At 42.9% G+C, this 19,361-nt stretch carries 18 protein-coding genes; 9 read left to right on the plus strand and 9 right to left on the minus strand.

Annotated elements, in window-relative coordinates:
- Nucleotides 1–2 precede the first annotated feature (2 nt).
- Entirely contained in the window at nucleotides 3–389 is a 387-nt protein-coding gene (locus NQ505_RS20805) for a plasmid mobilization protein (RefSeq protein ID WP_008998524.1), read from the minus strand.
- A gap of 823 nt (nucleotides 390–1,212) precedes the next feature.
- Here NQ505_RS20805 and NQ505_RS20810 point away from each other — a divergent pair.
- Nucleotides 1,213–1,386, plus strand: coding sequence for a hypothetical protein (locus NQ505_RS20810; protein WP_157179068.1), 174 nt, complete (start codon nucleotides 1,213–1,215; stop codon nucleotides 1,384–1,386).
- 78 nt (nucleotides 1,387–1,464) lie between these two features.
- On the opposite strand, the gene NQ505_RS20815 is transcribed toward NQ505_RS20810, so the two are convergent.
- Both NQ505_RS20815 and ppdK read right to left on the minus strand, forming a co-directional pair.
- On the minus strand, nucleotides 1,465–2,961 hold the full coding sequence (locus NQ505_RS20815) for a tyrosine-type recombinase/integrase (RefSeq protein WP_008998525.1): 1,497 nt from the start codon (nucleotides 2,959–2,961) through the stop codon (nucleotides 1,465–1,467).
- A 201-nt stretch (nucleotides 2,962–3,162) separates the two neighbouring features.
- Nucleotides 3,163–5,883: a pyruvate, phosphate dikinase gene (ppdK, locus tag NQ505_RS20820; RefSeq protein WP_008998526.1), complete on the minus strand. Its 2,721-nt coding sequence runs from the start codon at nucleotides 5,881–5,883 to the stop codon at nucleotides 3,163–3,165.
- A gap of 247 nt (nucleotides 5,884–6,130) precedes the next feature.
- Between ppdK and rlmD the strand changes: the two genes are divergently transcribed.
- Together rlmD and NQ505_RS20830 are read left to right on the plus strand one after the other, a co-directional pair.
- Nucleotides 6,131–7,501: a 23S rRNA (uracil(1939)-C(5))-methyltransferase RlmD gene (gene rlmD / locus NQ505_RS20825; protein WP_255344620.1), complete on the plus strand. Its 1,371-nt coding sequence runs from the start codon at nucleotides 6,131–6,133 to the stop codon at nucleotides 7,499–7,501.
- A gap of 36 nt (nucleotides 7,502–7,537) precedes the next feature.
- Nucleotides 7,538–8,458: an RluA family pseudouridine synthase gene (locus NQ505_RS20830; RefSeq protein ID WP_004303559.1), complete on the plus strand. Its 921-nt coding sequence runs from the start codon at nucleotides 7,538–7,540 to the stop codon at nucleotides 8,456–8,458.
- 74 nt (nucleotides 8,459–8,532) lie between these two features.
- Here NQ505_RS20830 and NQ505_RS20835 read toward each other — a convergent pair whose 3' ends face one another.
- Nucleotides 8,533–8,931: a hypothetical protein gene (locus NQ505_RS20835; protein ID WP_008998528.1), complete on the minus strand. Its 399-nt coding sequence runs from the start codon at nucleotides 8,929–8,931 to the stop codon at nucleotides 8,533–8,535.
- 111 nt (nucleotides 8,932–9,042) lie between these two features.
- Between NQ505_RS20835 and NQ505_RS20840 the strand changes: the two genes are divergently transcribed.
- The 4 genes from NQ505_RS20840 (at nucleotide 9,043) to NQ505_RS20855 (ending at nucleotide 13,608) form a co-directional block, all read left to right on the plus strand.
- On the plus strand, nucleotides 9,043–10,683 hold the full coding sequence (locus NQ505_RS20840) for a B12-binding domain-containing radical SAM protein (protein WP_008998529.1): 1,641 nt from the start codon (nucleotides 9,043–9,045) through the stop codon (nucleotides 10,681–10,683).
- A gap of 111 nt (nucleotides 10,684–10,794) precedes the next feature.
- The gene (locus NQ505_RS20845; protein ID WP_008998530.1) at nucleotides 10,795–11,418 is read left to right on the plus strand and encodes a DUF4858 domain-containing protein; all 624 of its coding nucleotides are present in this window, start codon (nucleotides 10,795–10,797) and stop codon (nucleotides 11,416–11,418) included.
- A 100-nt stretch (nucleotides 11,419–11,518) separates the two neighbouring features.
- On the plus strand, nucleotides 11,519–12,373 hold the full coding sequence (gene map, locus NQ505_RS20850; RefSeq protein WP_004295607.1) for a type I methionyl aminopeptidase: 855 nt from the start codon (nucleotides 11,519–11,521) through the stop codon (nucleotides 12,371–12,373).
- Entirely contained in the window at nucleotides 12,373–13,608 is a 1,236-nt protein-coding gene (locus tag NQ505_RS20855; RefSeq protein ID WP_008998531.1) for a DNA recombination protein RmuC, read from the plus strand. Before map ends, NQ505_RS20855 begins: the two co-directional genes overlap by 1 nt.
- 155 nt (nucleotides 13,609–13,763) lie before the next feature.
- Here the strand turns inward: NQ505_RS20855 and NQ505_RS20860 are convergent, their stop codons facing one another.
- From NQ505_RS20860 to NQ505_RS20875, 4 genes are all read right to left on the minus strand, one after another.
- On the minus strand, nucleotides 13,764–14,942 hold the full coding sequence (locus NQ505_RS20860) for a hypothetical protein (protein ID WP_008998532.1): 1,179 nt from the start codon (nucleotides 14,940–14,942) through the stop codon (nucleotides 13,764–13,766).
- A 139-nt stretch (nucleotides 14,943–15,081) separates the two neighbouring features.
- Nucleotides 15,082–16,863, minus strand: coding sequence for a translation elongation factor 4 (gene lepA, locus NQ505_RS20865; protein WP_008998533.1), 1,782 nt, complete (start codon nucleotides 16,861–16,863; stop codon nucleotides 15,082–15,084).
- Between the two features lie 128 nt (nucleotides 16,864–16,991).
- Nucleotides 16,992–17,192, minus strand: coding sequence for a winged helix-turn-helix domain-containing protein (locus tag NQ505_RS20870; protein ID WP_004295603.1), 201 nt, complete (start codon nucleotides 17,190–17,192; stop codon nucleotides 16,992–16,994).
- 153 nt (nucleotides 17,193–17,345) lie between these two features.
- Complete coding sequence (locus NQ505_RS20875; protein ID WP_008998535.1) at nucleotides 17,346–17,804, minus strand: C-GCAxxG-C-C family protein; 459 nt, start codon at nucleotides 17,802–17,804, stop codon at nucleotides 17,346–17,348.
- 94 nt (nucleotides 17,805–17,898) lie between these two features.
- Here NQ505_RS20875 and NQ505_RS20880 point away from each other — a divergent pair, with 94 nt between their 5' ends.
- Both NQ505_RS20880 and NQ505_RS20885 read left to right on the plus strand, forming a co-directional pair.
- A complete protein-coding gene (locus tag NQ505_RS20880; protein WP_008998536.1) occupies nucleotides 17,899–18,165 on the plus strand; it encodes a hypothetical protein in 267 nt (88 codons plus the stop codon).
- Between the two features lie 11 nt (nucleotides 18,166–18,176).
- Nucleotides 18,177–18,584: a secondary thiamine-phosphate synthase enzyme YjbQ gene (locus NQ505_RS20885; RefSeq protein ID WP_004317958.1), complete on the plus strand. Its 408-nt coding sequence runs from the start codon at nucleotides 18,177–18,179 to the stop codon at nucleotides 18,582–18,584.
- Here the strand turns inward: NQ505_RS20885 and NQ505_RS20890 are convergent.
- The gene (locus tag NQ505_RS20890) at nucleotides 18,579–19,340 is read right to left on the minus strand and encodes an exodeoxyribonuclease III (RefSeq protein WP_004303567.1); all 762 of its coding nucleotides are present in this window, start codon (nucleotides 19,338–19,340) and stop codon (nucleotides 18,579–18,581) included. The genes NQ505_RS20885 and NQ505_RS20890 overlap by 6 nt on opposite strands.
- Between the last annotated feature and the right edge of the window lie 21 nt (nucleotides 19,341–19,361).

Here is a 19,361-nt window from a genome sequence, read left to right on the forward strand (position 1 = left end):
AGTCACTTGGACTTGATGGCCTTTTGTGTTACAGCATCAAGTCCTCGCTTTATCTCGTTTAAGGTTCTCTGAGTCTCCTGTATCTGAGGTATCAGGACCTCCTGAACATAGCTGGGCGCAAGTAACCCTGCAACCGAAAGTTCATTGGCTCGCCTGACCGATTGATTGAGGTTGCTGCCTATCCAGGATAACTCGTTCTGGTATTTACGGTAGAATGCACCAAGGTTATTGACGAGTTCGAGTCTTTGCTTGGCATTCACATGGGAGTATTCCGCTATCGCCGAGCGAATATAGTGGCTCACAGAGGAGTAATAGGCTGCTTTTTCCCTTATGTATTCGGCTTCCGCTGGGGTTAGTCGTAACTGAAAGTACTTGGTTCGTTGGTTCATCTTCTTCTGATTAGTGGGTGGACAAATATCCCGGACACCCTTTCGCAAAGCGAAACAAGATGCAATCGTCCCGCTGCGGTAGCAGTCGGCAAGTCACCTTTGGCATGGAGAAACGCAGTTTTGTAATGACAAAGGTACAACTTGCTTAGCAAATCCTGCAACGCAGTTCGATAGTATCCAGGAAGCTTTATAGCACCAAAGTTATCGAAAGAAACGCCTTGCGAAGAAATGGGCAACACAATAGTGATATAAACCAAGGTATCGAAGATTCAAGTAGCCAAAGTATAGAGAAGCAGGATTTCAAAGAATCAGATTGTAAATATCTTAGGATAATAGAATTATCAGTTATTCAAACGATAGCAACATGAACCAAGATACCCATAGTCCTAAAAAAATCGTACTAAGTATCTGAAATAACCAACGTTCCGATGATTTTGTGCCCCAATGATTAGTTACCAAGTAAACGAGTTCAGTTGGCCGTTTGATAATTAGGGTAAGTGATTCTGGTTATCAAGGTGGGTTTAATCAGATTCATTAGGCATCATGAATCCTTTTGCTCATGGTAAACCTCACCAAGATTATTCGGTTATAATATCCGAAACCTCAACATATCACATTTGCTAAATATTTGGAATAGTGGCACTTAGTCACTGAAAAATATGGCAAAATATTTCGTTATTTCGTTGAAAATCAGTATATTTGTATGGAGAAGTGCGACCTGATTGTTGAACGATGTACCTGAACTTATGTTGTACGGATTACTCTTATTTCTATACTTGCTTCCAGTATGTTTGGTGGCAATATTGCTTTTCAAATTTGTGTTATGGATTGTCTTGAGCACAATCAAACTGGCCATCAGATTGGTGAAGAATATCTTTGTGCTTTTGTGGAAAGGACTCTTATTGTCGTTTGCTATCGCATTGGGCAGGAGAACCTCTGGTTGAAACCTTATGACATCATCATCATAGAAGAAGGGCAAAAGCCGTATAAGTCATAGCGACCTATACGGCTTTTGTGCACCAACTAAGTTTTTCCCTCTACGTTGGGAAGTTTACTTGGGGGACTGTAAGGGAGATTAAAAGCCTTTGCCTTTGCTTCGTTCATATACGGCCTCACGTTGCGTATCACAATTGGTTAGACGGAATTGAACGTTGCAGCCGGTAGGGATGTCCTTGGGCAACTGATTTACCAATCTAGCTATCACCTCATCCACATTACTGAAACCGATGTCAGTCATCTCAGCTACCACTTTACCTTTGAAATAAGCTCGTCCGTAAATCATCTTCTTTTTTGTGATACGGAAAAGAACATCCTTAGGCTCATCCCAATCTCTGGCTTTACCTTGCTTGCTCTTCTGATCGCTGAAAAATATGAAGTCAATCACCTTAGCATTCAGCTCCCATGCTGGAGTGAAGTCTATCTTTACATAACCACGAGTAACATTGAATCCATGGCTATGGTTCATGCCAAAAGCAACTTCATACAGATTGGCATCGCAGTCATTTTGGGCGATAGTAGCCCATGTATGACGGAAGGTGTAGTAACAATACTTGTCCTCTTTAGCCATACCCATGTCCTCACAAATTTTTCGAATGCCGATATTGATGTTGGCATTGAAGCTATCCGAATTACTATAACGCTGATGAAAGTTAAACAGATACTCGTCCTTGCTATCCTTCGAAAGGTATTTCTCAAAGGTAGAGAGAATGAAAGGTTCAACTCTCATTTCCATATAAGCATCATCACTACGGCTATTGCGAGTCTTTGCTCGTTTATAGCCAATGATGCCATTTTTGTAGTCTTTCTTTTTGAGTTCATAGAGGTCAACCGAATTGATACCACCTAAGCAAAGCGAAAGAAGTGCCAGGTCTCTCCCCAGTTCAGGAAGGGGAGAAATCATCTTAGATACAGGAAGCGGACGATTAAAGAACTCGCGACATGCTTCTGCACTGATAGCTTTTTGTGCTCCTCGATCGGACTTCGGAATCGCTATCTTCAACCAAGGATTAAACTTGATACGAATTCGACCACGCTCCTCATCATTGAATTCTTTGATAGCCTTCTTGAAGATTTGACGGATGCAAGTAGGATACATTTCTTTAGCTCGGTTGGTCTGCGCAAGACTGTCTATCCATTTGGATAAAACGGCAGAAGTTAAAATGGGAAACATAATCTTGTTTGTACCCAAATAACGCTCTAGATGGTTCACGGCCAAACGGTAGTTCTTAGCATTACGCTCGTGCCCCTCATTTATCATGCGTGAAATAAATTGAGTAGCATAATCGCTGAAGCAAACTTCCTCCTCAGATTTGAGTAGAAAGTTGATGAGTTCAGTTATGGTATATTGCGACACATCATGACGATTAATCATGTCCATGTAATGCAATATTTCACGTGAGCAATACTCATTAACTACCGGATCTTTAATTTCTCCGGACTTTGAGAGCTGCTTCTCAGTTACGAACTTATCAGTCTTGATATAGCCTGATTTAGTACGATGGACGACTCGTATGTACACTTGGTAAAAGCCGTCAGTTCGCTTGTAACGAACCATAGTTTTAAAAGTTGCCATAATCAATTGATTTACAGTTATTTTCTTTTGTAAGTTCTTTGTAAGTGCACCCTCAAATTTTCGTAAGCTATTTGTAAGTTTTGCCGTTCATTTGGCTCATTTTCTGCGGTCAAATGCACGAACCGTCTAAAAATAGATTAGGCTGTAACGTCTGATTATCAGTCCATTACAGCCTAATTCAATAATTAGCTATATCTCTAATCATTCTTCAATGGCTGCCTGCGCCGCCGCCAATCTGGCAATCGGCACTCTGAATGGAGAACAACTAACGTAGTTCAAACCTACCCGGTGACAGAACTTCACTGAAGAAGGCTCACCACCATGTTCACCACAAATACCACATTTCAGATCCGGACGGATAGCACGGCCCTTTTCTGTAGCCATACGTACCAACTGTCCCACGCCATTCTGGTCGAGAACCTGGAACGGGTCTACTTTCAAAATCTTCTTTTCCAGATAAACAGGAAGGAAAGAAGCTATATCATCACGAGAATAACCGAAGGTCATCTGCGTTAAGTCATTTGTACCGAATGAGAAGAACTCGGCAGAAGAAGCGATACGGTCGGCAGTCAAAGCGGCACGCGGAATTTCGATCATTGTACCCACTTTGAAGTCAATGCTATCTCCTACTTCCTCAAACAACTTCTTAGCTTCCGCACGGATTACATTTTCCTGCTCCTTGAATTCATACAAGATACCAGTTAATGGAACCATGATTTCCGGATGAGTTTCCACTCCTTCTTTCTTCAATTCGAGTGCAGCACCCAAGATGGCACGTGTCTGCATCTGCGTAATTTCAGGATAAGTATTTCCCAGACGGCAACCACGGTGACCCAACATCGGGTTATGCTCACACAATGATTCTACACGTTGCTGGATATATTGCAGGCTCACACCCATAGTATCTGCCATTTCCTGCTGTCCCTTCAAATCATGAGGAACGAACTCATGCAAAGGAGGATCGAGCAAACGAACAGTTACCGGGCAACCAGCCATTGCTTTAAAGATGCCCTTAAAGTCTTCCTGTTGGTATGGAAGAATCTTAGCCAATGCTTTACGACGTCCTTCCGCATTTTCCGCCAGAATCATTTCACGCATTGCCTTGATCTTTTCACCTTCGAAGAACATGTGTTCCGTACGGCAAAGCCCAATACCTACTGCACCGAAGTTACGAGCCACTTCCGCATCATGAGGAGTATCCGCATTTGTACGTACCTGCAGACGAGTATACTTATCAGCCAGCGTCATTAATTCGGCAAAGTCACCGGAAAGTTCTGCAGCCTGTGTTTCTACCTTACCATTATAAACTACACCTGTACTTCCGTTCAGAGAAATATAATCGCCTTCTTTCAACACAACACCGTCAATTTCTACGGTACGGTTTTTATAATCGATATTCAATGCACCTGCACCCGATACACAACATTTACCCATACCACGAGCCACAACAGCAGCATGAGAAGTCATACCGCCACGAGCCGTAAGAATACCTTCGGCAACTGCCATACCGGCCAAGTCTTCCGGAGAAGTTTCGATACGAACCATTACCACACGTTTACCGGCAGCATGCCATTCAGCAGCGTCGTCAGCAAAGAACACCACCTGACCGGTTGCAGCACCCGGAGAAGCCGGAAGACCACGAGTCAACACTTTGGCTTTCTTCAAAGCATCCTTATCGAATACAGGGTGAAGCAATTCATCGAGTTTATTCGGTTCCACGCGCATCAAAGCAGTCTTTTCGTCAATCATGCCTTGACGGAGCAAGTCCATAGCAATCTTCACCATGGCAGCACCTGTACGTTTACCGTTACGTGTCTGAAGGAACCAGAGTTTACCTTCTTGTACGGTGAACTCCATGTCCTGCATATCTTTATAATGATTTTCCAGTTTAGTCTGGAGAGCATCTAATTCTTTATAGATTTCCGGCATTGCCTCTTCCATGGAAGGGAACTTTGCTGCGCGAACATCTTCGGTCACACCAGCCAATACAGCCCAACGTTGAGAACCAATCTTGGTGATCTGTTGCGGAGTACGGATACCGGCCACTACATCTTCACCTTGTGCGTTAATCAGATATTCACCATTGAAAAGGTCTTCACCCGTACCGGCATCACGTGAGAAACAAACACCAGTAGCCGAAGTTTCACCCATATTACCGAACACCATAGCCTGTACATTGACAGCTGTACCCCATTCATCAGGTATACTTTCCATCTTACGGTAAAGGATAGCGCGTTCATTCATCCATGAATCAAATACGGCACATATAGCTCCCCAAAGTTGTTCGTATGCACCAGTCGGGAAATCTTTTCCGGTCTGTTCCTTTACGGCAGCTTTAAATTTCTTTACGAGTTCCTGCAAGTCTTCCACTTTCAACTCGTTATCCAGTTCTACCCCTTTCTCTTTTTTCACCTCTTCGATGATTGCTTCGAAGGGGTCGATATCTTCTTTATTGGTAGGCTTCATGCCCAATACTACGTCAGCGTACATCTGCACAAAACGACGATAAGAGTCCCATGCAAAGCGTGCATTACCTGTCTTACGGATAATACCTTCTACCACTTCGTCATTCAATCCCAAGTTCAGAATCGTATCCATCATACCCGGCATAGATGCGCGCGCACCGGAACGTACAGACACCAACAAAGGATTTTCAACGTCACCGAATTTAGATTTCATCAACGTTTCCACGTGAGTGATTGCTTTTACCACTTCATCTTTCAGCAGCTCAACCACTTTATCACGTCCTAACGTATTGTATTCCGTACAAACATCTGTAGTTATTGTGAATCCGGGAGGGACAGGAATTCCGATTAAATTCATTTCTGCAAGGTTGGCTCCCTTACCACCGAGCAAATTCTTCATGTCAGCCTTTCCTTCTGCCTGACCATTACCAAAGGTATAAACTCTTTTTTTATCCATAATATTGTGTTTAAAGTTACATTATGATTTTTTTCTGTTCGCAAATCTAAGGATATTTCGCAAACTTGAAAACTTTTTGCGAAAAAACTTTCTATCAAAATGCAATTTCGACATTACAATCCGGAATATTTCTGTATACCCGAATTTTTTCCAAAAAAAATACCTACTTTTGCAAAGTAATTATTAGACTGGTGTAAAAGTGGCAAGAAAGAAAAAAGAGCTTCCCTTATTGGAGAAGGTAACAATCATGGATGTGGCTGCCGAAGGAAAAGCCATCGCAAAAGTAAACGACCTGGTGATTTTTGTTCCCTATGTAGTGCCGGGTGATGTCGTAGACCTGCAAATCAAGCGTAAAAAGAATAAATATGCCGAAGCTGAAGCGGTGAAGTTTCACGAGCTGTCGCCCAATCGTGCTGTTCCTTTCTGCCAACACTATGGCGTATGCGGTGGCTGCAAGTGGCAAGTGCTCCCCTATTCGGAGCAGATTAGATATAAGCAAAAGCAAGTGGAAGATAATTTGAGACGTATCGGAAAGATCGAACTTTCCGAAATTTCTCCGATTCTCGGTTCTGACAAGACGGAATTCTACAGGAACAAACTGGAATTCACCTTCTCAAATAAACGCTGGTTGACAAACGAAGAAGTTCGTCAGGATGTGAAGTATGACCAGATGAATGCGGTGGGTTTCCACATTCCGGGAGCCTTTGACAAGGTGCTGGCTATTGAGAAATGCTGGTTACAGGATGATATATCCAACCGTATCCGCAACGCTGTACGTGACTACGCTTACGAGCACGATTACTCTTTCATCAATCTGCGCACACAGGAAGGTATGCTGCGGAATATGATTGTACGCACCTCTTCAACTGGCGAACTGATGGTAATCGTCATTTGCAAGATTACAGAAGATCACGAAATGGAACTGTTCAAGCAGTTACTCCAATTCGTAGCGGACTCTTTCCCAGAAATCACTTCTCTTCTATACATTATTAATAATAAGTGCAATGACACAATCAATGATTTGGATGTGCATGTATTTAAAGGGAAAGATCACATCTTTGAAGAAATGGAGGGACTGCGTTTCAAAGTGGGACCGAAATCATTCTATCAGACCAACTCGGAACAGGCTTATAACTTATATAAAGTAGCCCGGGAATTTGCCGGATTAACAGGCAACGAACTGGTATATGACCTCTATACAGGAACGGGAACAATCGCCAACTTCGTATCACGCCAGGCTCGCCAGGTAATCGGTATCGAATATGTGCCGGAAGCTATCGAAGACGCAAAGATAAATGCAGAAATCAATGATATCAAGAATGCATTGTTTTATGCCGGTGATATGAAGGATATACTGACGCAGGATTTCATCAATCAGCATGGACGCCCGGATGTAATCATTACTGATCCTCCTCGTGCCGGTATGCACCAGGATGTAGTTGATGTCATCTTGTTTGCCGAACCGAAACGGATTGTGTATGTAAGTTGTAATCCTGCCACTCAAGCACGGGATTTGCAATTACTCGATGAGAAATACAAGGTGAAAGCCATTCAACCGGTAGATATGTTCCCTCACACCCACCACGTAGAAAATGTGGTGTTGCTGGAACTTCGATAATCCGTGGTGATAATAGAATTTCAAAAGAAAAAAGAAATGGGAAAAAGACCTAGAAGAACTCCTGCTGAAAAAGCACGTGCTCAATATACCAATTATGCAGTGAAAGAACCCATGGAACTAATGGAGTTTCTGGCTGCCAAAATGCCGGACGCAAGTCGTACGAAATTAAAATCGTTGCTAAGCAAACGGGTTGTATTTGTTGATAATGTGATAACCACACAATTCAACTTTCCTCTTGAAGCGGGCATGAAAGTGCAAATCAGCAAACAAAAGGGAAAGAAAGAATTTAATAACAGACTGCTGAAAATCGTGTATGAGGATGCCTATATCATTGTTGTCGAGAAGATGCAGGGACTTTTATCAGTCAATACAGAAAGACAGAAAGAGCGCACAGCCTATACAATACTTAACGAATACGTGCAACGTTCCGGACGTCAATTCCGTGTGTTTATCGTTCACCGCCTGGACAGGGACACTTCCGGCCTGATGATGTTTGCTAAAGACGAAAAAACACAGCGGACACTACGTGACAACTGGCACGATATCGTGACTGACCGTCGATATGTAGCTGTGGTGGAGGGAAGTATGGAAAAAGATTATGATACAGTCGTTTCCTGGCTGACTGATAAAACGCTTTATGTAAGTTCCAGTGAATATGATGACGGTGGATCAAAATCTATTACCCACTATAAGACCATCAAACGTGCCAACGGATATTCTCTGTTGGAACTCGATTTGGAAACCGGCCGAAAGAATCAGATTCGTGTACACATGCAAGATTTAGGACATCCTATTATCGGTGATGGAAGATATGGAAGAGAAGATGCTCCCAACCCTATCGGACGACTGGCACTCCATGCTTTCAAACTTTGTTTCTACCATCCGGTAACGGGAGATTTGATGGAGTTCGAGACGCCTTATCCGGCGGAGTTTAAGAAGTTGTTTCTGAAAAAATAAAGAAAATACGTTCAAAAAGAAAAGGAGTTAAATCAATTGATTTAACTCCTTTTCTTTTAAAATCATATCTTATTCTATTGCATCTGCAACTCAATATAATCAATATATTCTCCATCAAGATACAAGTCACCTTGCAAATAACGTCCTCTAACACGAACGCCTCTTATCTCACGTAAGGCAAAATCACGTCCATAATCAAGGTACAATGTGCCATAATCAACCCACCACCGAAAAGGCAAATCACCTGCAGGTCTACCATCATAATCATAAACCTGATAGTCTATTCCCAGTCCATTATTATCTAAGCGAATACGACTTTCTATCGGATTATAATCAGAACCGAACCACAAATCACCCACCCAGGTGCGTCCCATCAAATCATCATAAATATCTTCATCGTCTTCACACGAAGTAAAGCCAACCAATAAAGTCAGCATCATCAAGATACCTGCATATCTCTTTATCATTTTCATAATTCTCTAGTTTATTGCGTTTATTAATACAAAATTAGCATTTTATATTTACTATACATCACAAGCCACAAGTTTTTTGTACCTTTGCAAAGATAATATTAAATTTTCCACATGAAACTTCTTTGGCTTGATTTAAATAGTTCGTACGCTCATTCTTCGCTGGCATTGCCAGCCTTACATGCCCAGATAGCAAATAATACAGACATTGAATGGTGTACGGTCTCCGCCACTATCAATGAAAATACCGGTAGTGTCGTCAATCAAATCTACCGCCATCAACCGGACATCATTGCAGCTACCAACTGGCTATTTAATCACGAGCAACTCCTGCACATCGTTTCACGCGCAAAAGCGTTACTACCTCACTGCTGTGTTATACTCGGAGGTCCCGAGTTTTTAGGAGATAATGAAGCTTTCTTATATAAAAACAAATTTGTAAGCGGAGTGTTTCGCGGAGAAGGCGAAGAAGTATTTCCTTTATGGTTAAAAGTGTGGAATCAGCCAAGAAAAGAATGGAAATCAATCACAGGACTCTGCTATCTGGATGAATCGGAAGCATACCATGACAACGGGCTCGCCCGTGTCATGAACTTTTCCGAATTAGTCCCTCCTGAAGAGAGCCGTTTCTTCAATTGGAGCAAACCCTTTGTGCAATTAGAAACTACCCGCGGATGTTTTAACACCTGTGCCTTTTGTGTCAGTGGAGGTGAAAAACCGGTTCGCACCCTATCTCTTGAAGCAACCCGGAAACGTCTTGACGTGATACACCAACACAGAATCAAGAATGTACGGGTACTGGACCGCACTTTCAATTACAACAACAAACGGGCAAAAGAATTACTAAATCTATTCCGCGAATACCCGGATATCTGTTTTCATCTGGAAATTCATCCTGCACTCCTTTCTGATGAACTCAAACGGGAATTAGCCACCCTTCCTAAAGGACTGCTACACCTGGAAGCCGGAATCCAAAGCCTTCGGGAAAACGTGCTTGAACAAAGCCGGAGAATAGGAAAACTCTCCGATGCTCTGGCCGGACTCAAGTATCTATGTTCACTTGAAAACATGGAAACTCATGCCGACTTAATAGCAGGGCTCCCACTCTACCATCTATCAGAAATTTTCGATGATGTCCGTACTTTAGCAGAGTATGGCGCAGGAGAAATCCAACTGGAATCCCTCAAATTACTTCCGGGCACCGAAATGAAAAGAAGAGCGGACGAGTTAGGCATACAGTACTCTCCACTCCCTCCATACGAAGTTCTTCAAACTCGTGAGATCACCGTAGATGAATTACAGACAGCACATTATCTGTCCCGCCTGTTAGACGGTTTCTATAATACCCCAACTTGGCGAAGCATCACACGGATACTCATTCTCGAAAACCCTCATTTTATACATGAGTTACTCGATCATTTAGTTCAAACAGATGTGATTGACACCCCTCTTAGCCTGGAAAAAAGAGGATTAATCCTCTATGACTTCTGCAAGAATCATTATCCCGACTACCTGACACAAGTCAGCATTGCATGGATAGAAGCAGGTATGTCATTAAAAAAAGCTCCGGCAGAAAAAGTAAGAACCAAAAGACAGCTACCACCTGAAAGCTGGGAAATAGAATACGGAGCATATCGCGAGAATCTACGATTATGTTTCCTTCCCACCGATGAAGAAGGACATGGTTACTGGTTTGGTTTTGAGTCGGAGATTCAGAAGATACAACCGGTTTTCAAGGCTAAAAAACTATCATAAATAAAAGAAAAGTATTCTCATATTATGTGAAATTATTACCAGTCACTAATCGTTTAGAGCAGCATTTCCTGTTTTCCACCGTCCATACAATAAACTTTACTAGCACAGTGTATGGACATTCGAAAATATCAATTCAATATTTTTTGCCTATTATTGTTTCCCTTAGCCGCAACAGGACAAGAATGGAACAAACAGGATTCATTGAGACTTCAGCAAATGCTGGAATCCGATCAGGAGATCAAGATAAATAGAAAGTTTATCGAAAAAGTAGAGCAAAACATGTACTCTCGAAAACCATTCGTAGATTTTGATCCCACACTACCGACTTTAAAATCTTCCATGATTTTTTCGAAACCTTCCATTCGCACTTATCAGACATTCCTAAAACCGGGTTCCACCTTTTTACCCACTTACTCCTGGTTAAGAATAAACAAGAATCTTGTGCTGCACAGTAAAAGTAATTTTGCAGAAAATTCCAGTTGCTTTCATATCCAAAGCCAAATAGAATATAATTTATCTCCCAAATGGTCTCTCAACATATATGGCGTACAAAACCTTGATACCCGAAAACATCGGGGCCTCCCTTCCGAAGTGGAACCCACCCAATTGGGTAGTAATGTTGTTCTCAAAATAAATAAAAACTGGAAAATAAAAACAGGGGTACAATACCAATACAATGTCCTCCGCAAAAGATGGGAATGGATACCTCAAATTAGTGTTTCATACGAATGGTAACCCGTGCCGACAATCAGGAATCGAAAAGTTTTAGAAAACAAGAAAGCATATTTTCCATTTATTCTCGTACCTTTGTCATACGATTAAATATGCTATAATAATGAAGAACTTTATCAAGGGATTCCGGTTTACCCCCTCCAATTATCCGGCAGAAGTAGAAGCAAAAATACAGAAATACAGAAAGCAAGGTTATAAACTTCCACCGCGCAAAGTACTCCGTACTCCCGAGCAACTGGAAGGTATCCGGGAAAGTGCCAAAATCAATACTGCACTGCTGGACTATATTTCAGAGAATATCCGGGAAGGCATGTCCACCGAGGAGATTGATGTACTAGTGTATGATTTCACTACCAGTCACGGTGCCATCCCTGCCCCACTCAACTACGAAGGATTTCCCAAAAGTGTCTGTACCAGCATCAACGATGTAGTGTGCCACGGAATACCCAATAAAAATGAGATTCTGAAAAGCGGAGATATTATCAATGTGGACGTTTCCACCATCTACAAAGGATATTTTTCCGATGCATCCCGTATGTTTATGATTGGAGACGTCAATCCTGATATGCAAAAGTTAGTACAGGTAACCAAAGAATGTATGGAAATAGGAATTGCTGCCGCACAACCCTGGAAACAGCTGGGTGATGTAGGCGCCGCCATCCAGGAACATGCAGAAAAGAACGGATTCAGCGTAGTCCGTGATCTCTGCGGACATGGTGTAGGGATGCAATTCCATGAAGAACCGGACGTAGAACATTTCGGGCGCCGGGGCACAGGCATGATGATCGTTCCGGGCATGACCTTCACCATCGAACCCATGATTAATATGGGAACCTACGAAGTGTTTGTAGACGATGCCGACGGATGGACCGTCTGCACCGACGACGGACTGCCTTCCGCCCAATGGGAAAATATGATTCTGATAACTGAAACCGGAAACGAAATTCTGACATATTGATGGAACTGATTCTACTTATTGTTATTGCCGTGTTAGTGATAGTCCTACTTGTATTATCACTAACCAAAGGCAACAATCAAACTCAAGCAGAACAATTACAAATAGCCTTGCGCCAGCAAATGCAGGAAAACCGGGAAGAGCTGAACCGCAGCATCCGGGAACTTCGCATGGAAATGACGCAAACGCTGAACCAGAATATGCAACAGCTCCAAGATGTTCTGCACAAGAATATGATGACTACCGGAGAACTGCAACGACAGAAATTTGACATGATGGCCCGCCAGCAGGAAGCATTACTGAAATCCACCGAGAAACGACTGGATGATATGCGCCTGATGGTGGAAGAAAAGCTCCAGAAAACCCTGAATGAACGTATCGGCCAATCATTCGAAATCGTCCGTTCACAACTTGAGAACGTACAAAAAGGACTGGGAGAAATGAAATCTCTCGCCCAAGATGTCGGCGGACTAAAAAAGGTATTGAGCAACGTAAAGATGAGAGGAACGTTCGGCGAAGTCCAACTGGGTGCACTCTTAGAACAAATGATGAGCCCCGAACAGTACGACGCCAATGTCAAAACCAAAAAGAGCGGAACCGAATTTGTAGAATTTGCCATCAAACTTCCGGGAAAAGATGACGCCAACAGCACCGTCTACCTCCCCATCGACGCCAAATTTCCGAAAGATGTATACGAACAATATTATGACGCATTCGAAGCGGGAGACGCAGCATTGATGGAATCGTCCGGCAAACAATTGGAAAATACAATCAAAAAGATGGCAAAAGACATCCATGATAAATATGTAGACCCGCCTTTTACCACAGATTTTGCCATCATGTTCCTCCCGTTTGAAAGCATATATGCCGAAGTAATCCGACGCACCAGTCTCATCGAAACACTCCAAAAGGAGTATAAGATTGTAGTTACAGGTCCGACAACATTAGGCGCCATCCTCAACAGTCTCCAGATGGGATTCCGCACGCTTGCTATCCAAAAACGTACCGGAGAAGTCTGGACCGTATTGGGAGCTGTCAAAACAGAATTCAGTAAATTCGGAGGATTACTTGAAAAAGTACAAAAGAACTTGCAAAGCGCCGGTGACCAACTCGAAGAAGTCATGGGAAAACGAACACGTGCCATCGAACGCAAACTGCGGCAAGTGGAACAGTTGCCACACGAAGAAAGCCAAAAGATTCTCCCTATTGACGTAGAGGACGATTTGACAGATTACTAACTGATATTATTTAGGCACGGATTACACGATAAACACGGAAAGAAAATAAACTTATCCGTGCAATTCGTATAATCCGTGCCTAAAAAAATTAGAGAAAGTGTTTCGACACACCTCCACACTAAACAGAAAATGCTCTACAACATTTCCATATCACATCAATCCGCATAACTCCGCAAAACCAAATTCTTCACCCAAAGAACGAAGATACCCGTCAGAATCAGATTCAATACCAGAGTAAGCACTGAAATAACCAATGCCGGACCACCCAAGTTATATCCCAATGCAATGAAAATGATTCCGGCCCCTACCTCACCACGGGTAAACATACCGATGGAAAGAGCCAGTCGCTCACTTAATTTCCGGTCACGATAGAAGAACATCGGACAAAGCTTTCCTATATTCGACAATAAAGAGACAATCACCACATGAAACATAATCATTCCCCACGACATCATCTCCTGTGATCCCGTTACAGAATAAGAACCTGCATGAGTCTCCGCAAAGTTCACTCCGATAAAATGCGGCATACTCATTCCCACCAGAAACATGAAGAAAAATGAAATCCCGGTAGACACCTTTCGTTCCACAGGTGTGTCATGTTCCTTATGTTTCATAATCATACCCAGAACAAATGCCGGCAACAGGACTTCAATATGAATACTTCCCTCGTCCCCATACAATTCTTTACTCCCCAGATACAGTATTTGAGTAGCCAGAAATATAATCACTGAATAAAAGAGGATAGCCTTCCAATCCTGACGCCAATCATACTTATTCAATCTTTGCCAGCCGATCGACAATAACAAGAACACAATCACCACCACAATAATCAACTGCCAGCGCAGCCCGATCATCATAATCTGAAGAGGAATCATTAAAAGAATCGTATCCAAGTCATCGAAAATTGCCAATACCTGTATTTTCTTATAAATCCAACTGGACTTCAGTCCGATAGCCGCCAACATCGTAAACAGAATACCGGCTGATGTAGGTGCAGCAAAACGGCTTAACAATAAATTCTCCTTCCATGCTTCCCAACTATTCCAAAACTCGGGCGGAAGCAAAATAAACACATAATAAATAGCAATCATAAACCATGGTAAAGCAGCCGTAGCCATTGCAATAAAATAATCTTGAGCGTAACTTTTCCACCGCGTTTTATCAAGGACGAACTCACGGCCTACATTAATCATTATAAAACTAAGGCATACATAGAGTAGTACATTCGATATGGATTTAACAGCTCCATACCCATCTCCTGCCATCATCGGCAGGAATTGCGAAACCACGAGCCCCAACATCAGGAAGCCCGAAAAAGACAGAACTTTTCTCATATTTATAGTTGTTTGTTGCTAAAAAGTAATTGCCAAGGAAAGCTCTCCAGACAGAAGGCAATCACCTGGTGTATTAAAAACTAACCGCAAGTCAATTTGTTCAGAACAGATCTCTGAAAAATTGCTTGCGGCAGTATTTTTAATCCAGCTTCAGTACGGCGAGGAAGGCTTTTTGCGGCACTTCCACGTTACCGATTTGTTTCATTCGTTTTTTACCTTTTTTCTGCTTTTCAAGCAGTTTACGTTTACGGCTCACGTCACCACCATAACACTTCGCTGTCACATCCTTACGAACAGCCTTAATCGTTTCACGGGAAATAATCTTAGCCCCGATAGCTGCCTGAATGGCAATATCAAACTGCTGGCGCGGAATAAGCTCTTTCAGCTTCTCACACATCCGGCGTCCCATATCGTAAGCATTGTCAATATGTGTCAAAGTAGAAAGTGCATCCACAGGCTCACCGTTCAACAAAATATCCAGCTTCACCAGCTTCGAAGTACGGAAACCATTCGGATGATAATCAAACGACGCATACCCTTTAGAAATACTCTTCAACTTATCATAAAAGTCAATCACAATTTCTCCCAAAGGCATATTGTAATAGATTTCCACCCGGTTACCGGAGATATATTCCTGTTTAATCAATTCACCGCGTTTACCCAGACAAAGCGTCATAATCGAACCGATATAATCAGTCGTTGTAATAATAGACGCTTTGATATACGGTTCCTCGATATGGTCAATCATCGTCGGGTCGGGCATACCACCGGGGTTGTGCACCTCCTTCATATTGCCCTGCTTATCATATATATGGTAGGACACGTTCGGTACCGTAGTAATCACATTCATCTCAAACTCACGGTCCAGACGCTCCTGCACAATCTCCATGTGGAGCAATCCGAGGAAACCACAACGGAAACCAAAACCCAAAGCCAATGAAGACTCCGGCTGGAAAGTCAACGACGCATCATTCAGCTGCAACTTTTCCAAAGACGCGCGAAGATCTTCGAAATCTTCCGCCTCAATCGGGTACACTCCGGCAAACACCATCGGCTTCACCTCCTCAAACCCGGCAATAGCCTTGTCACACGGACGGGCAATATGTGTAATGGTATCTCCCACCTTCACCTCTTTGGAAGTTTTGATACCGGAAATTATATATCCTACATCCCCCGTACGAAGTTCGTTACGAGGCACCATATCCATTTTCAACACCCCTATTTCATCGGCATCATACTCTTTTCCCGTATTGAAAAACTTCACCTTGTCGCCCTTGCGAATCGTGCCGTTTTCAATCTTGAAATAAGCTATAATTCCACGGAAAGAGTTGAATACAGAGTCGAAAATCAAAGCCTGCAACGGCGCCTCTTCATTCCCTTCGGGATGAGGAATACGTTCAATCACAGCAGCCAGTATCTCTTCCACTCCCATACCCGTTTTACCGGATGCACGGATTACCTCCTCGCGCTTGCAACCCAACAGTTCAACGATTTCGTCCTCCACTTCTTCGGGATTGGCGCTCGCCATATCGCATTTATTGATAACCGGAATAATCTCAAGGTCGTGTTCAATGGCCATATACAGATTCGAGATCGTCTGCGCCTGCACTCCCTGCGAAGCATCGACAATCAGCAATGCCCCTTCACATGCAGCGATAGAACGTGACACCTCATACGAAAAGTCCACGTGTCCCGGAGTATCAATCAGGTTAAGGACATACTTCTCCCCCTGATAAGTATATTCCATCTGGATCGCATGGCTCTTGATAGTGATCCCTCTTTCTTTTTCCAGATCCATATTATCAAGCATCTGCCCTGAAGTCACCTGAATGGTGTTAGTAAACTCCAACAGACGGTCGGCCAACGTTGACTTACCGTGGTCAATATGAGCAATAATGCAAAAGTTGCGAATATTCTTCATTCTGAATTCTTATTATTTTAGCTTTTTGGTGTGCAAAGATACGTAAATGGCGGAATAAAAAAAAATGCGTTGATAACATTATGATCATGTACCAACGCATTTTTTTATTGCTTAAGTGAGTTACTCGCTTAGATCAATTTGATGAAGAGTTCACCTTCAACTTCTTCCACAGAGACTTTGTCTTCTCTCAATAACCAGCCAAGGCCGAGGAACAGATCTTTGTCAACCAATTTAGTTGCTTTTTTAAGCTGCTTGGCAGTCATTCCTTCTGTTTCGTTCAGTGCATTCCAGATAGTACCTGCAATTACACCAGCTTTTTCTTTCAACATTTGCTTTGCAATTTTAGTTAGACATGCTTAAAATCATCCGGTCAAAAAGACTTTCAGATTTTATTTCGGGGACAAAGATAGTTATTTTCATGTTATATAACACTTTATTGAGCACTTTTTTATCGTTTTTGTAATAAAAAAGCATTTTTTCTTTCATTTAGGATGCTTTTCGAGATATTCAGACCAAATTCTTGCCGCTTCTTCCACCATTTTAGCGCAGGGACGCTTGCTATAATATTGAGCAGTACGCTCTTCCGGAATCGTTGAAACGGAATCTTTTTTCTTTAATCCCAACAATTCGCCACAAATCAGCGAGCCGTTACGCTTCTTAAATTCAGCCGCCAGTTCTTGCACTACCGCATAATTGGCAGCTTTTCCTTCCCGGTCTGTCGCTTCCGTAGCGCCGGTTTCCAAGCCCGCCACCAAAAACATGCCGCAGGCAGCTCCACACGTTTCACGCATTCGCCCTATCCCCCCGCCAAAGGAAGCACCCATACGCAACGCCTGTTCCTGTGTAAATCCATACATATCCGCAAAGGCCGCTACTACCGACTGTGAGCAGTTGTATCCGCTCTTAAAAAGCTCCACTGCTTTCTGTATTCTATCTTCCATAAACTATTTTGCATTTTTATTTCGCACAAAAATATAAAAAAGTATCTTTGCATCGGATATTGTAGCAAAGATAAAAATCAAAACCCCGGAAAATATGAACAAAACAATTACTTATAAGGATTCGACTGCCCTCGCCATCCAAGCTATGATGAGCGCAGCCCGCAAAGACGAATACGCTGATAGAAAAAAAGGGAACAGTTTCCCTCAAAATAGAAAGAAACGTGATGTCACTCTCAAAGATGTACGTGAATGGAACAAGAGAAGAAATTATAAAGAGGATGCAGGAATTGCCGTCAATGCAATGATGGCGTCAGCTATCAACGACCCCTATGTGGACCTGAATCCACCCTCCAAATTCTAAGAGATAAAACAATGGCTACAACATTCGATATTCAACTCCCTCATTACTCGCGTGGATTTCATTTAATCACGCGTGATATCATTTCACAACTACCAGCACTTCCCGAAAGTGGCCTGCTGGTAATCTTTATCAAACACACCTCTGCCGGACTAACTATCAACGAAAATGCAGACCCGGACGTACGGCATGACTTCCAGACATTCTTTAATAAACTGGTTCCCGACGGTGCCCCCTATTTCATCCATACCCTCGAAGGCCCCGACGATATGAGCGCCCATATAAAAGCCTCCCTGATAGGAAGTTCGGTCACTATCCCCATCAAGAATCACCGCCTGAACCTGGGAACATGGCAAGGTGTCTACCTCTGCGAATTTCGCGACGGAGGAGACACCCGTAAATTGAGTATTACTATCCTATAATATTTCCAACGCCATCGGACAATGATCGGAATGTACGGCCTCATTCAGGATATACGCACGTTTCAACAGCGGGCGTACCGGCTCACTAACCATGCAATAGTCAATTCTCCAGCCCTTATTTTTGGCACGCGAATTAAAACGATAGCTCCACCAGGTATATTCCTGTTTTTCGGGACAAAGCGTACGGAAAGAATCAACATACCCCGCAGACAGGAAACGTGTCATCCACTCCCGTTCTTCAGGAAGGAAACCACTGTTTGTTGCATTCCGGACAGGATCATGAATGTCGATCGGCTCATGGCAGATATTATAATCGCCACAAAGAATCAAATTGGGACGGGACTTCTGCAACTCCATCACATACTTTTGAAAATCTTCCAGCCACACCATTTTAAAAGCCTGGCGTTCGTCCCCGCTCGTCCCCGAAGGGTGATAAACACTGACCACCGATAAGTCTCCGAAATCCGCCCGGATAAAACGTCCTTCATTATCATAAGCCTCCATTCCCATCCCATATTCCACATGGTCCGGTTCCTGCTTGGTAAGTATGGCCACTCCACTGTATCCTTTCTTCTGCGCCGAATACAAATAAGACTTGTAACCCAACGCTTCAAACACCTCTCCCGGATACTGGTCCGGTTGCAGTTTCGTCTCTTGCAGACAAAGAATATCAGGATTCTCCTGCGCCAGCCATTCCGGCAAACCTTTAGATACGGCGGCACGTAGTCCGTTCACATTATAAGTAATAATCTTCATCGATCTATATGTATTGATTTA

The sequence above is a fragment of the Bacteroides sp. D2 genome, from assembly GCF_025147085.1.
In the GTDB taxonomy this organism is placed as follows: Bacteria; Bacteroidota; Bacteroidia; order Bacteroidales; family Bacteroidaceae; genus Bacteroides.